Annotated in this window: 10 protein-coding genes, 2 tRNA genes and 1 CRISPR repeat array (1 of these 13 running past the window's edge); of the genes, 3 read left to right on the top strand and 9 right to left on the bottom strand. The window is 47.0% G+C overall.

Annotation, left to right across the window (positions count from 1 at the left end):
* The first annotated feature begins 152 nt into the window (after positions 1 to 152).
* Both ACN081_RS05915 and ACN081_RS05910 read left to right on the top strand, forming a co-directional pair.
* Positions 153 to 773 carry a M23 family metallopeptidase gene (locus ACN081_RS05915; RefSeq protein ID WP_419107245.1) on the top strand — a complete coding sequence of 207 codons (621 nt, stop codon included), beginning with the start codon at positions 153 to 155 and terminating at the stop codon, positions 771 to 773.
* 213 nt (positions 774 to 986) lie between these two features.
* Positions 987 to 3,221 carry a S8 family serine peptidase gene (locus ACN081_RS05910; RefSeq protein WP_419107244.1) on the top strand — a complete coding sequence of 745 codons (2,235 nt, stop codon included), beginning with the start codon at positions 987 to 989 and terminating at the stop codon, positions 3,219 to 3,221.
* A 1,130-nt stretch (positions 3,222 to 4,351) separates the two neighbouring features.
* On the opposite strand, the gene ACN081_RS05905 is transcribed toward ACN081_RS05910, so the two are convergent.
* From ACN081_RS05905 to ACN081_RS05865, 9 genes are all read right to left on the bottom strand, one after another.
* Positions 4,352 to 4,906, bottom strand: coding sequence for a hypothetical protein (locus ACN081_RS05905; protein WP_419107243.1), 555 nt, complete (start codon positions 4,904 to 4,906; stop codon positions 4,352 to 4,354).
* A gap of 444 nt (positions 4,907 to 5,350) precedes the next feature.
* Positions 5,351 to 5,424: transfer RNA gene (locus tag ACN081_RS05900), tRNA-Ile, on the bottom strand.
* A 71-nt stretch (positions 5,425 to 5,495) separates the two neighbouring features.
* A complete protein-coding gene (locus ACN081_RS05895) occupies positions 5,496 to 6,704 on the bottom strand; it encodes a glycosyltransferase (protein ID WP_419107242.1) in 1,209 nt (402 codons plus the stop codon).
* Between the two features lie 236 nt (positions 6,705 to 6,940).
* On the bottom strand, positions 6,941 to 7,837 hold the full coding sequence (locus tag ACN081_RS05890; RefSeq protein WP_419107241.1) for a phage holin family protein: 897 nt from the start codon (positions 7,835 to 7,837) through the stop codon (positions 6,941 to 6,943).
* A gap of 263 nt (positions 7,838 to 8,100) precedes the next feature.
* A tRNA-Asn gene (locus ACN081_RS05885) sits at positions 8,101 to 8,173 on the bottom strand.
* A 91-nt stretch (positions 8,174 to 8,264) separates the two neighbouring features.
* Positions 8,265 to 10,175: a DNA primase gene (dnaG, locus tag ACN081_RS05880; protein WP_419107240.1), complete on the bottom strand. Its 1,911-nt coding sequence runs from the start codon at positions 10,173 to 10,175 to the stop codon at positions 8,265 to 8,267.
* A 71-nt stretch (positions 10,176 to 10,246) separates the two neighbouring features.
* The gene (locus ACN081_RS05875) at positions 10,247 to 11,599 is read right to left on the bottom strand and encodes a deoxyguanosinetriphosphate triphosphohydrolase (protein WP_419107239.1); all 1,353 of its coding nucleotides are present in this window, start codon (positions 11,597 to 11,599) and stop codon (positions 10,247 to 10,249) included.
* A 27-nt stretch (positions 11,600 to 11,626) separates the two neighbouring features.
* Positions 11,627 to 12,802, bottom strand: a complete 1,176-nt coding sequence (gene dusB / locus ACN081_RS05870; protein ID WP_419102228.1) for a tRNA dihydrouridine synthase DusB — start codon at positions 12,800 to 12,802, stop codon at positions 11,627 to 11,629.
* A gap of 87 nt (positions 12,803 to 12,889) precedes the next feature.
* A complete protein-coding gene (locus tag ACN081_RS05865; RefSeq protein WP_419107238.1) occupies positions 12,890 to 13,849 on the bottom strand; it encodes a GNAT family N-acetyltransferase in 960 nt (319 codons plus the stop codon).
* A 171-nt stretch (positions 13,850 to 14,020) separates the two neighbouring features.
* On the opposite strand from ACN081_RS05865, the gene ACN081_RS05860 reads away from it, so the two are divergent.
* Positions 14,021 to 14,668 carry a GNAT family N-acetyltransferase gene (locus ACN081_RS05860; RefSeq protein WP_419103299.1) on the top strand — a complete coding sequence of 216 codons (648 nt, stop codon included), beginning with the start codon at positions 14,021 to 14,023 and terminating at the stop codon, positions 14,666 to 14,668.
* Between the two features lie 131 nt (positions 14,669 to 14,799).
* Positions 14,800 to 15,317: direct repeats of the CRISPR family, unit length 29 nt; unit sequence CTCTTCCCCGTACACACGGGGGTATTTCC (it continues 4,334 nt past the right edge of the window).

The raw sequence follows: 15,317 nt of genomic DNA, 5'->3' as shown, positions 1-15,317 counted from the left end.
CCTTCATCAGCGAACCTAACCCTCTCAATATTAATACAGCAAAACTTACAACTATCCACAATTTTGGCCAAGCCAACGACAACGCTTCTCACCTCATTCAGTCTCGAAGAAGATAGTATTTTGCCTCTTCATACGCGAAAGAACCTGACCAGATGAAAACTATGCGCGTTACCTCCCAAAGATTCACAACCCTATTCACCATCATCATGGTGGTGTTCTACAGTGCCGCGAGCGCAGCCCAACCTTTCGAAAGAGCGGAACCCTCACCGACTAGCTCCACCTCAGTGCATCACCGTGAACACCAGTGGGTTTCCCCTGTTTCCGAACCATTAGAGGTTTTGAGAGCTTTTCAAAAACCTCAACAGCGTTGGGCTAAAGGTCATAGAGGAGTAGATATCGTAGCTCACGGTTCAATACGGGCACCAATGAGTGGAAAAATCATTTTTTCAGGAAAAGTTGTTGATAGGTATGTCATCACTATTGAACATGAGGATGGTTATAAATCGAGTTTTGAGCCCGTCACCCAGGCAAAAGAAACAGGTGAGACAGTATCTATTGGAGAAGTTATTGCGCAGGTAGATGAAACAGTTCAGCATTGCCCGCAACGATGTATCCATTGGGGAGTCCGCCAGAATATTGCAGGAGAGTGGGAATATATTAACCCGTTAACATTATTGTTTCTCGAAAAGCCAAGTATTCTCCTACCTGTTGCAGAAGACTTTTTAGCCTCGCATGCTCCACGAGCAAACGTTGAGGCACCTTCTATCAGCTAAGTTACCTAGTTCCTGCATAAAAACACCCCACACCTACTCGCAAAAATGGTTTTGACAAGGCATAATAATAGCATTGAGGGGTGTCGAGAGACTCATACTACATATATATCACTCGCTTATTAAGGGGGACGGAGCAACATGCTCCGCCCCTTTTGTCGTCTCCTCTACACGCCCTCACTACTCCCCTTCCCCCTATATATGTAGAGAGAACACGTGAAAAAGATATCCCCCATCTTCATCACTGCAGCTCTTATGCTCAGCAGTATCACACCAACACACGCTACGTCCTTATATGAAACACCTGAACAGCAACTAGACCAACAAGCCACTCTCCAAGAACTTACCCAACGGCACCCCTACGTAGCCGAAGAAACAGACAGGCTCATCGTCAGCTTCGCAGAAGACACCGATGCAGAAGAAAAAGCTCAAGCGCTCGATATCGCGGAAGATAAAACAGACACCCTTGAACATACTCAAATTGTTAAAGACTCAGTACTCGACGACGAAAACACCACAGTTATCCAAGTAGAGTCCCCACTCAGTCAAGAAGAACAAAACGTTGCCGTTCAAACCTTGGAAGAAGATCCTAGAATTGTAGATGCTCGGCCCGACCCCATCATCCATAACGCTCTTTCATCACAGAAAAAACGCATCACCCGCGACACATCACTTTCGACGTGGACAGCTCAACAAATTAACGCTCACAACGTAGAGCACCTCGCCACAGGAAAAAACATCATCATCGGCATCGTTGATTCAGGCGCAACACAACACCCCTCACTCCTTGCACATAGACTCAGAGGGCTAGACCTCATCAGCGACGAATTCTATGGGCGTGACGGAGAGCCTGGACGTGATTGGGACGAAACCGACACCGGAACATACTCCCGATTTAGGTATTCTGATTGGCACGGAACTCACGTCGAAGGCGACACCAAAATTACAGCCCCAGAAGTATCCACCAAACACTTCAGAGCCATAGGAAATTCCGGAAGCGGATACCTTGCCGATTTTGCGGACGCCGTCTTTGCTGCAGCCGGTGGAAAAGTATCGGGCTTCCCTGAACAACCACCGGTAGATGTTATTAATATGTCATTAGCGTGGAAAGGCAAATGCGATCCATACCTGCAAAGAGCTATCAATTACGCTCATGCACGAGGAATCCCAGTAGTCGTTGCAGCAGGAAATTTCAGTGAAAATACAAAAGACTATGCCCCTGCTAACTGTTATCGGGCAGTAGTCGTCGGTGCAACCACATCATGGGGCGCACTAACCGCATATACGAATAAGGGGCAAGAAATAGATGTGATTGCTCCCGGAGGAACAGTAGGCGAACCTGTTATATCAACCTCAAACACGGGCCTATATCAACAAGAAAAACCAACCTACGCGGCACTAAATGGCACGTCTATGGCAGCACCACATGTTGCGGGCGTTATTGCCATGATGAAAGAAGTCAACTCTGAACTGACGGTAGAGCAAATACGGCGAATTCTTAGGGAAACCGGCACATGGACACAAGGCTATCCTCTTGTACATGCCTATAAGGCAGTGCTCACAGCAAAATCACTGGCGCCACCGGTCTACCAACTCAAAGAAAATTCGGGTATCGAGAATACTTATCGAACAACTGGTGGAATACGGGTCTACGGTGAACCAACGTCCCACGAGATTCCCTTAGCAGATGGCGCAGTAGTTCAGCATTTTGAAAACCAATACTCAATTTATTGGACGTCTCAGCTGGGCGCTCACCCCGTCAAACGTTCGGGCGCTATCGGCTCATACTATACTGAGCATCATCAAAAACTTGGCTATCCCGCAATGAGTGAACAAAGACTGCCCGATGGCGGATACTATCAGCGTTTCCGCAATAAACAGGGAAAAAGCACCGCAATCTACTGGTCAGCACACACCGGAACCTATACCGTATGGGAACCGGGCGCAATTGGAGTTAAACATACTCACAATGGTGGCATACGCGGCTGGGGCTACCCAACAATGAACGAATCCACGTTTAACCATGGAGCCAAACAAACATTCAAAAATATCGGAACGGGCCGAGAAACCGTTGTGTACTGGTCTGAACAAACCGGCGCACATTCTATGAACGCCCGCGGTGGCATTTTCAATACATGGGCAAAACGAGGCGGCGCCTTAACCTTAGGTTTCCCTGTCACTGATGAGAGCGACCTAAGTTTCGGCGGTGCTCAAGTAATGTATCAAGCAACCGGAAGCCAGCATCGAACCGCTATCGTGTGGCATTCCAGTACTGGGGCGAAAGTACTTAACGCCCGAGGCGCTTTTTATAATACGTGGATTAAAGATATTCGGCGGTACGGTTATCCGGTAACTGACGAGATTGTACGTCATGGGCAAGCACGCATTGAATTCTCTCGCGGATATGTGTTTACGTGGTCAGAATCAGGTGGGCTCAGTATCACTCGATAAGTATTTTCCGCTTGAGGTCACATACTCATGAATTTTAGCGGAGCCTCGAGACGAGTATCTGGCTCGTGCCAACGACAGACAAAAACGGGTAGCAGAATCTGTGTCTAAGGTTTATCAGCCCACCAAAATTACTGAACAGATAGGAGTATCTAAGTCAGCTGCTGGACGGTATGTTCAGGATGACGAACAACATGATAGTTAAATGCTTGTAGGGGGAACAAAAATCTTTTGTTCCCCCTACAAGCATTTAGTATATTGCCACCATATTACAAGTTTTTAATTCAAATCCTTCTTTAGCCAAATTTTCCGCTAACCTGATATATTCACGGTCAATTTAGGTAGTTTTGCATACTCATGACGTGTATTCTTCTTTTGTTCTTTCGCTCATTGGGCGCGAAGAGGAAGGTTAAAAGTACCCAAACTGAAGTCGTAGTTATGCAGGTCTGAGCTGGAGTGAAATGCGCTTGGGTTGTCGCATATGGGCTCACAAATCTCAATCAGGGTATTACGCACCCCTTAAACATCTTGATGACACCGCTAGTGTGACGTAGGATATATTTCAGTTATGTGGAAGGAGCCCTATGCATAAGACTCTATTGTTCTTGGGACTCCGCTCTTCTTCCAAGACAGCCCAAAACTTAGAAGTTAAAGGCTTGAACACTCGTCAGAAGATTTTCGTTATTGCGGTCTCCCTGCTTATGTCGGCAGCCGTTTTCTACACTTCTCATTTAATAGTTAGAGACTTGGGTAGCAATTTTAAGTTAGTTCCCATCTCCTTGTCTTTGTTTTCTTTAATCTTGTTAGTTCGTCAAGGAAACCAGTTTTATTCACCAGCTAAAGGGAATCCTAAAAAGGAAAACTAAAATCTAGGGAAGGTTGCTGTTGCTGAGTTTGCTACCACTTTTCTTTTTCAGCTACTGCTGCTCTTAGCCGACTCCAATCGGAACAGTTCCTATTCAAAATTCCACCGTTGCAGAACAAACAGCTTATTCTGAAATGCTCGATGACATAAAGCAGTTTCAGAGACATCTCATCGTCATGAAAATACATAGGCACAGGACAGCCCTCCGCTTTAGAGCATGAAAAGACGCCGAAGGAGGCTTCCCTAGCTTTTCACAAGTCGTAAGAGTCTATCGTTTCTTAAATAAATCTCTATGCGAAGGGTCAACTTCTACATCACGATATTTTTCCTCTATATAGCCTGCTTGAATCATGTCTTTAGTTTGCTCATATCTCTCACGAATCTCAGCACGAGACAGACCTGGCGTCCACGGTTTAGACAACAAACCTGCAACCCCAAAAACAATAAAGAACGCAAGCGCACACACAAGACCAGCTGACAGCTCACGAGAGATGAGAAATGCTCCTAATCCAGCCAAACAAGGGAGCACTAGAAACTCAGGTAAGGCATAACCCCACCCACCTGGGTCACTGTGAGAAGCCTTGATAATAAAGGGGCGTTGAATCAGCACCACAATCAGCTCACCCACAATGACCACAGCAATGATAAAGATAACGAGGTTTTGAACCCCAAAATTGAGGACAGGGAAGAAGTATGAGAGTAACCCGTACATAAGGCCTGCAAGAGGTGCCAGAAGACTACTTGTCATCAGGTGCCCTACATACGCTGCGGATAGAGAAACATATTCTCGGTGGTTCTGATCGTAAATATGCTTCGAGGCCATGAGTAACACTCCTATTGATTTTAAAAAACAAGTGGAGGGATGTCTGCGATTACATCCCTTCTCTGTTGAAAACAGTTTAGTTGAAGCAGTTATTGAGGACGTCACCGTATCCCAATATGTCTTCAAGAACGGTTGCTACTTCACTACCGATTTCAGCCACGACCTACGCCAGAGATACAGCAGATGGCTCGGGACTAGGGCAGATTACTCAACTCAGCTACCGGCATAGGCTCTTTCCTCACAGCAAGAAATAGAGGTTGAGGTAGCCCCGGTGTTGATTCCACCCACACCGAACGATTAGGTGAAGCTCTCACCGCTGAGCATATCCTTATGTCCAACGTTGCAAGAAGACAAAAGGTAAGAAAAAAGTCGTCCCTATCGGCTTTATACCGATAGGGACGACTTATCAAATGATTGCCAGCACCGAAGCGAAACTAGCTCTTGTAGGGCCTGCGGGACTTGAACCCGCGACCAAGGGATTATGAGTCCCCTGCTCTGACCAGCTGAGCTAAGGCCCCAAAGCGTCGCTACCAAAAGAGCAACGGTTAATAGCGTACCTGATAATACCGTAGAGAAAAAATCTACAGCACTATTTTTTCTGAGAAACCACGAAATCGTAATATATCTGGTTAGAAAGATAGAGAGATTCGAAAGTTTCCCAAGTCTTTTGAGCAGAATGGATTTCAACCATTTGTCTGCTGCACTGCCCCATACGGCGACGTTCCTTTTCCGGTGCAAGAAGTACCTGCGCCAGTTTTTGAGCTAAATCTGCAGCGTTATTCGGCTCAAACAGGTAGCCATTCTCTCCCTCCTGCACCAGATGAGGTAGAGCTAGCGCATTAGCCAAAACAACGGGGCGAGAAGCGCTCATCGCTTCAAGTGTCACTAAGGATTGTAATTCTGCTGTTCCTGGTTGGCAGAATACATCAGCTCGGAGATACCCTTCTCTTAGCTGTTCATCGCTAACGTAGCCAAGGAAACGTACACGATCTGCAACGCCACATTCTTGTGCTTTCTCTTGGAGTTCTTCATGCTTTTCACCTTCACCGGCAAGTTCAAGAACAGTGTGGTTCAGTTCTTGAGGCAGTAACGAGAGAGCTTCAATCAGCACGTCAATATTCTTTTCAACAGCAAGACGGCCGGCGAAGAAAATACGAAGCTCCTGCGGGTGAGGGTCGAAATGCTCTCCCTCGCGAAGCTGGTAATCGTCAGAGTTAATGCCGTTAGAGATAGGAATAACTGGTTTTTTAAAATTGCCGGCTTCCTTCATCGCGCGCGCAGCAATCGGGGTGGGTGTCGTAACAACCTGAGCACGTTCAAGGACGAAGCGCATGTCCTTCCAACTGAGTTTTGCAAACGCATCGTTAAACCAGCGGGGAAAGGGCAAGAATGGGTCGAGGTTCTCGGGCATAAAATGGTTTGTTGCGACCACGCGAATGCCACGTTTGCGGGCTTGAAGAAGCAGTACTCGTCCTACGATGTAGTGGCATTGGACGTGCACAACATCAGGTTTAACATCGTCGAGTATCTCGCCTACTCGTTTCCAGATACCCCAAGGTGTACAAATACGGATAGTAGGGTGGGTTAGTGCTTTATGCGAGATGAGACGATGTTCAACGACGCCGTTAACCGTGCGAGTATAGTTTTTACGTTCCTTAGGGTTTGCCGCAACCACATGGACTTGGTGTCCGCGGTGATGCATTGCTGTTGCCAAACGATAACCGAATTGAGCAGCACCGTTAACATCTGGAGGGTACGTATCAGCACCAATCATGATGGTTAGAGACTGTTGTGTCATATCGTATGGAACACCTATTCGCGTTGTATTTTCCTTGCAGAGTTGTTCTACAAGTAACCGTATCTTGCGTATCAATGAAGAAAGCTTATTGTTATTCCTCTATAATCTCATATTTTTGTCTCAGAGTCGGGGAGCTTTAAAACACAAAAGGCGTCTTATTTCCTATGAAGATTAGGATGAATAAGACACCTTTTAGTGGGTGGTTCTTAGCACGTACTTAGCTTAGAGAACCTTTGTTAGGAGTTACGGCGTAGAAGTTTTTTCAAGAAAATGAAGAAGACGCCTACAGCTCCGATGAGCAACGCGAAAGAACCGCCACGAGCTTTGAGGACGTCGGGGTCGCTTGCGTTCTTTGCTAGACGATTACCTGTTTCAGAGATAGTCGCAGGCAAAGAAACTACGCTACTCTTTGTTTCGTCTAAAAAACCCGTGAATTGCTCCTTAACGTTGCCGCTGTAGGTTTGAATGTCATCACGTAGGCTCTTGAGGTGTTCACGACGCTGTTTGGTGCGTTGTTTGAGTTGCTCTTCATTGGGTGCAGAAGCAAGAACTGCTGTAGTTGAAGGGTCTGCGGCAGCTTTTTCTTTCTCTTCAGCGGCAGCTTTCTTTGCGTCTGCTTTGGCTTTAGCTTTCTCTTCTTGTTCACGTTTCAGACGGGCAGAGTCCATCTGGGAGCCGTGTTTGAGAACGCCGAGGTCATACATGAGTCCGAAAATTGCGGATTCAGGTTTTAGAGGAAGCTGTTTCTTGATCTTCTTGACACCGATAAGGGCGAAAATAAGTAGAAGAAGCAGGAACACTAATGCTAGTGTCAGCGCAGCGTAGACAGGCTTCATGACGGTACCTAGAGCAAGAATGCCTGCAGTAATCAGTGAAATAATGAGGAATAGTCCAAAGACCACACCAACGACAACGAATGCGGCACCTTTACCGAATGCAACGCCTTTGTTTTTGAGCTCAAGTTTAGCAATTTGAACTTCGTCTTTGATCTGCTTCGGGGTGAGGCGAGTAACTACTTTAGTTGCATCGATAGTGCTGGTGACGTTGGACTTCAAGTTAGAAAATGTAGCTTTAAGACCAGAAGAAGATTTCTTCTGAGCCCCGTTGCTGATAGGTGTACCGTTATCGGTCATACTCAACCTCTCCAAAAGTAAGTGTGCTTTCCGGTGCAAGTGTACCAGTTTCTCTCATTATTCTACTGTTAGAGACTTTCTTCAATCTATGAGATTGAGTCGTGTCACATCGTCGACGAAGTATCTAGAGAAGCTGCTAGTTCACTCCTGCCAAATGGTTTAAGAGTATTGGTACTTGCCAGGTGAGAGAAGTAAGTTTTGAGGAGTTTTTACGTAAAAAAAGAAACACCTGACAAATTATCTTGTCAGGTGTTTCATCTATGCTCCCCCGACTGGACTCGAACCAGTAACCCTTCGATTAACAGTCGAATGCTCTGCCAATTGAGCTACGGGGGAATATTCATTACGACTTATCACCGCAACGAGTAATAACTATACACAGATTTTTTTCTCTTCACAAATCAAAATAGTGTAATCTGCAACACGTTTATAGGATGTTTTCTATCCCCTGACGAATCTTACGCCGATGAGATTCTAACTCCATCAAACGACGCTGAATCTGCTGAAACTGCTCGTACTCAGTACGTGCGTCCAAACGCTGAAGATGCAACAACAGCTCAGACTTCTGACGATTCACATCTTCCTCCAACAAACGTCTCAAAATATCGTGCACGTAACGAGTCAGCTGCTCAGCAGAGGAAGCAGGAATAGGAGATACACTCAACTCCGCCAAAAACGTATGAGCAGCCTCAGGAATATGCGAACGCACCTGATTCAGCCAAGCATGACCGGCAGCAGGAACAACCTCAGCAGCAGCAGACATCACTCCCTGCGCCAGCACCGTATGTAAACGATATCGATACTGCACCTGAACCAGCTGTTGCCAAAAATCTACAGGAACCTCCTGCGGCACCTGAACTAAGACCTCTAAAGCAGTGCGCTCCAAACGCGCCAAAGGATCATGACTATCAGGAACTTCAAACGGCACAGCAGCGGACTGAACAACAACCTCGCCAGAACTATCAGGCCCGCCAGTATGATCTATTTGTTGCAGCGAAGAAGACTCCGCTGAAACCTGTTGAGCAGCTAAAACAACAGCACGTTGAACCTCATCCGCGCCCAAACCTAGCCACCCAGAAACCTCACGGATATAAGCTGGCTTCAACGCAGAATCTTTAATACCAGCAAGGATAGGAGCAACAGCACGCATAGCCTGCACACGCCCTTCCAAAGAATCCATATCAAATTTACGGATAGTACTACGAAGAGCAAACTCAAAAAGAGGCTGCTTATGTTCAATCAGAGAACGAACCGCATGATTACCCCGACGGATACGAAGCTCACATGGATCCATATCCTCCTGCGCCACCGCAACAAAAGTTCTCGCCATAAAACGCTGGTCCTCTTCAAAAGCAGACAACGCAGCCTTCTGACCAGCAGCATCACCATCAAAGGTAAAGATCACTTCCCCGCCAGAACCGTCATCTCCCAAAATACGACGCAAAATACGAATATGGTCAACACCAAAAGCAGTACCACACGTTGCTACCGCCGTATCAACACCAGCAAGATGAGCAGCCATCACATCGGTATAGCCTTCAACCACAACAACCTGACGACGCTTTGCAATATGACGTTTAGCAAGATCCAAACCATAAAGAACCTGAGACTTCTTATACAGCACCGTCTCAGGCGTATTCAAATACTTTGGGCCTTTATCATCATCAAATAAACGGCGGGCACCAAAACCAATGGTCTCCCCCGCAATACCTCGAATAGGCCACATAATACGCCCACGGAAACGATCATATAAACCACGCTGCCCACGCGAAAACATTCCGGTGGCTTCAAGCTCTTCATCAGAAAAACCCTGCTTACGCAAAAAATTCAGTAGATTGTTCCAACCTTGAGGCGCAAAACCCACACCAAATTGAGCAGTTGATTTTGCGTCAAAACCACGACCACCCAAAAAACGTTGAGCCTCAACGGCAGAAGGCATATAAAGATTCTTCTGAAAAAACTCTGCCGCAATTTTATGGGCGTCTAAGAGGCGTTGCCGACGCCCCACCTCTTCACGAGATAAACCGCTCCCCTGCTCATAATGCAACTCATAATTGATACGAGCCGCCAACTTCTCAACCGTCTCCGTAAAAGAAGTATGTTCAACCTGCATCAAAAAAGCGATAACATCGCCAGACTCCCCACACCCAAAACAGTGATAGGTGCCCATCTGTGGACGCACATGAAAAGAAGGGGTGCGCTCATCATGAAAAGGACACAGCCCTTTAAACGACCCAATACCGGCGCTCTTGAGGCGCACATAGCCCTCAATAATTTCGCGGATATCAGTACGAGAACGAACCTCATCGATATCTTCACGTCGAATTAAACCAGCCACTTAAAACATCATATCCATCATCAGCATGAGGACAAAGACCTCGAATTCCCTAACTTATAACTTTTCCGAACTCACCACAGAGGCTTATCGCCATGATGCCATTGATTACCCGTAATACGCTTATACAACGCCACTGCAGAACGGTCTGTTAGTGAAGCAACCTGATCAATTACTAAACGTAAACGAGCATCATCATCACGTGTACCAAGCTCCTGCATATCAGCGGCAAAAGAAGACGCCAAATACTTTGGTTCGTCTAAGAGAGCTTCTACCAGCACACTCAAAATTTCACGCTGGTTCTCATAATGAGGTTGAGCGTCACGAACACTCATCACGAAAGCTGTAGCAATACCCTTAAGAACAGCAATCTCATGCACCGTAGAATTAGGGATGATGAGCTCCGCAGTATAACGGACAAGAGGTCGATCCTTACCGTACTGTGCGCGCGTAGCTTCCATTGCAGAAGCCGCAAAACGACCAATCAGTTTAGAAGTCAACGCCTTAAACGCAGCCATCGATGAACGAGTACCACTCATATATTTCACCCATTGAGGCAGGCCCTCAAGACGAGACAACGCCTGCTCAAGCTCCAACTCAGAAACATGCGGAAGATACCACTGTTGAGTCTTTGAAAAAACTTCTTCACGTTTTGCGGGGTCTAATAAATCTTCTAACTGAATATGCCCACCAAAAACAGCGTCCTCAACGTCATGTACCGAATACGAGATGTCATCGGCTAAATCCATCACTTGAGCTTCCATACACTTAGCAGGCAAAGAAGAGCCGTCCTGCGCAATAGCACCCTGACGAATCCACTCAAAGACAGGTTGATCGTCCTGATACACACCAAATTTACGATTAGGTCGCCCATCAGCACGCGCAGGAGCCTCGGCAAGAGTCCAAGGGTACTTACAACACGCGTCCAAAGAAGCACGAGTAAGATTTAACCCAGCAGAAGAACCATCATGACCAATAACCTTCGGCTCAAGACGGCTGAGCAAACGTAAAGTTTGCGCGTTCCCTTCAAACCCGCCAGCATCTGCTGCTAACTCGTTTAAAGCAGTCTCCCCATTATGCCCAAAAGGAGGGTGCCCCAAATCATGAGCTAAACAAGCAGTATCAACAACATCAGGGTCACAGCCAAGCATCCGACCCACTTCACGACCAATCTGAGCAACCTCAAGAGAATGCGTCAAACGCGTACGAATAAAATCATCGGTGTCTGGATCCATCACCTGTGTTTTAGCGCCTAGACGACGTAACGCAGAAGAATGCAAGACGCGGGCACGATCCCGTTCAAAAGCAGAACGATACACATTACGATGATGCTCAGGCACCCAACGCTCCACATCCTCAGCCACATAGCCGGGAGTCTCCGTCAACTCGTTGCCTTCAACTAAACCGTCAACAGGTACATTCTTCATCGTTACCAGCCCATCACTATTGCAATATTATCCACCCGAAATGTCGAGCTCTGCCCCGACCAAACCAAGACGTTCTGCATCACCAAGGATACGCGAATCTAACCATCCATGGGGAAGATGAGGTTTCTTCGGATTACCGGCACGACCACGTGGACCCTCCACAGCAGCACCAGGATAACCAATACTGTGGTCCAACTCAGCCAGATATTCACGAAAACTCGCTAAATCAGGAACAGTAGCCATCTTTTGACGTAGCTGACCGCCCACAGGATACCCATGAAAATACCAGCCCACATGTTTACGAATCTCGCGAAGCCCCTTGAGCTCATCACCAAAAGTCTCAACAAGAAGCTCAGCATGACGATAAATCATCTGCGCAACCTCAGAAACACCAGGTTTAATACGCTCAGCAGAACCTTCAAAAGCATTCTGTAAATCACCAAAAAGCCACGGCCTACCCTGACAGCCACGACCCACCACAATACCGTCAACACCGGTCTGCTCGACCATAGCAATAGCATCTTCCGCACTAAAAATATCGCCGTTACCAAGAATAGGAATATCGGGGATAGCCTCACGTAGCTGAGCGATAGCATCCCAATCGGCATGACCAGAATAATGTTGCTCCATGGTACGACCATGCAACGCAATAGCAGCAACGCCACTATCACGAGCAATCTTCGCAGACTCCAAAAAGGTCAGATGCTCATCATCAATGCCTTTACGCATCTTAATAGTGACAGGAACATCCGCACGAGAAGCTTCATCAACCGCAGTTTTTACGATGGCAGTGAACAAATCAGTCTTCCACGGTAAAGCAGAACCGCCACCAAGCTTCGTCACTTTAGGAACAGGACAACCAAAGTTTAGATCAATATGGTCAGCACGATCTTCTTCCACCACAAGACGAACCGCTTTACCCACATTCACGGCATCAACACCATAAATCTGAATAGAACGAATCTGCTCATCATCGTCATGTTCAATAATGCGTAAAGACTCAGGACGACGCTCCACCAAAGAACGAGCCGTCACCATCTCTGTCACATACAAACCGCCACCATATTCACGGCACAAACGACGAAAAGCCTTATTAGTTACCCCAGCCATAGGGGCAAGAACAACCGGCGTCTGTACCGTGAACTTACCTAATTGTAAGGGCGGAAGTTTTAGCTGTTGAGTCTTTGAAAAAGTCTGCGATATTTCAGTCACCTAGCAATTGTGACACAAATACGACAAACACTCAGCCAAGCACGCATCACAGCGGCCTAGCAGAAAAGCAGAAGACTGCTAGTGTGCAACCACCAACGTTGTATCAAGAACCTGAGCAGAACCCATCTTCACCAGCTGATTAATCATCACCTGCAAGTCTTCCATCGACTCATCTACCTCTAAGATGACTGGGTACTGATGAACTAGAACATACAGCAACTGCATAATAGCTTCACGTGCACCGACATCATCAAAATCATAGCCTAAGAGAATCTCAGTCGCCTCATCATCAGCTAGTTGACGCCCCGGTAACTCTTGCTCTAACGGGCGGTAACTCACCACAAAAGCCTTGATGGGAGGCTTCCCCGAAAAATCATCAGAGGAATCAAAGTCACGTAGCACAATTGCACCAAGCGCTTCAGCCTCATCTGATAAGAACAAACGGTTAACCTGCCCCAAAGAAATCTCAGCAGGAGGATCCCAACGGTGAGAACGAGAATAGAACTCCCACATCTTTTGTGTTAACTCAACAGAGCCCGTAGCAATATTTTCAATAACCTGCATAGGCTGCCCCGAAGAATCAACGCGCAAAGGAACCTCAGGCACAGAACCCGAAGCAACTTTCACCATCTGACTACGCTGAATAACACCCAACCCCATAGCCTGAGCGAAGGAAGCACCAGCAGAGCCTTCTTGAACCTTAGACCGCAAAACCTGAACACCCGAAGGCGAAGATGAAGCAAGCTCTTGCAAACGGCGAAACAGTTCAGCACCAAGCCCCTGCCGACGATGATCAACGGCAACCTCAATATACGCCCACAACCGTTGAACATGTAAAGACGTCTCATAGACAGTGGCGGCAGCAACCGCAACACCCTGATGTTCCGCTACAAGAGTACGAGACCACGGGCCAGAATCCTGATCAGGGCGAAACATCGCACGAAAAGAATCGTACCCCGAAGATTCAGCGTCACCCCAAAGCTGAAGAAGTTCTAAATCATCACCCTCACGCCACGGACGAAAAGTATAATTATCCACCAAAAACCTACCTCAAAATCATCGAATTATTAATATGTTCTGTACACCACCATAGCGCAGAAGCACAGCGGAACAACATCTAGAATCGTTCAGAAAAAATTCATCCAAGAGAATGAAAACCCACACCAACAGTTGAGGTAAAAATGCACTTATCTGACTTAAAATGAGAACATGCGCACACAAGTTAACACACCCACCAACATGTTCGCCACCAAACCCACCCTCACAGGAAAACTCGTCGAACTACGCCCCTTCAACGAGGAATCAACCCAAGCAATGATGAACATCCTCGCAGAACCAGAAGTCCTCATCAAAACAGGGGCAGTACACTCCACACAAGAAGCACTAAACCGCAATGAACGTACCGTCAAACACGCAAAAAGCTGGTACGACACACGAAACAACCAAAACAACAGACTCGACTTAGCAATATATTCACTCAAACACAACGAATACGTAGGCGAAGCCGTATTCAACGACTACTCACCTCAAAATAAGTCCGTCAACTACCGAATCATTATCGGACAAAAAGGACGAGGCCACGGGCTCGGCACCGAAACCACACAAATGATGGTCAACTACGCCTTCGCAGTGCTCAAGCTGAACCGCATCGAACTCGAAGTATTCGACTTCAACGCACGAGCACGATACGTGTACACCTCATGCGGCTTCGTCTGCGAGGGACGCCGCCGTGAAGCACTCTACTACGACGGCAAATACCACGACTCCATGATTAAAGCGATTCTCAGAAAAGACTGGGAACAAGCACATTCCCCTGCCTCACTCAGCACTGCGTCACTACCCGTCGTAAAAATCTAAAACACACCAGTATGCGCGTTGTTTGAGAACGTTCCATAAATATCTATTCCTTGGAGATACATAAATGCAGCTAAATATCAAAAACTTTGATATTTTCGCTTTTCCTATGGAATAATTACTAGCCAGATAGTCTCTTCCCCGTACACACGGGGGTATTTCCCTCTGGTAATTGGAATTTAAGCTGAAATTCTTCTCTTCCCCGTACACACGGGGGTATTTCCCGTAAAGAAAGAATTACTGCCCAACACCCCTACTCTTCCCCGTACACACGGGGGTATTTCCCACCCAACAATGGCAAAAACGCAAAAATGAGGCTCTTCCCCGTACACACGGGGGTATTTCCTTCCAAGAAACCCTTGAATATCTGGCTGAAAACTCTTCCCCGTACACACGGGGGTATTTCCGACTAACACCCCTCTGACCTGCGGTTATGCTTCTCTTCCCCGTACACACGGGGGTATTTCCGCTCATCATGAGGGCTTCCTGAACTTTGGGGCACTCTTCCCCGTACACACGGGGGTATTTCCTCCAACGCCGTCATATCTGACCCCATATCAGACTCTTCCCCGTACACACGGGGGTATTTCCTGGATTATCGGCTTCTTCCGCAACATCATCGACTCTTCCCCGTACACACGGGGGTATTTCC

This window comes from Rothia sp. P13129, assembly GCF_048512865.1.
Taxonomy (GTDB): Bacteria; Actinomycetota; Actinomycetes; order Actinomycetales; family Micrococcaceae; genus Rothia.
The sequence above is the reverse complement of the archived record's forward strand: the minus strand, read 5'-3'. Positions and strand labels throughout refer to the sequence as shown.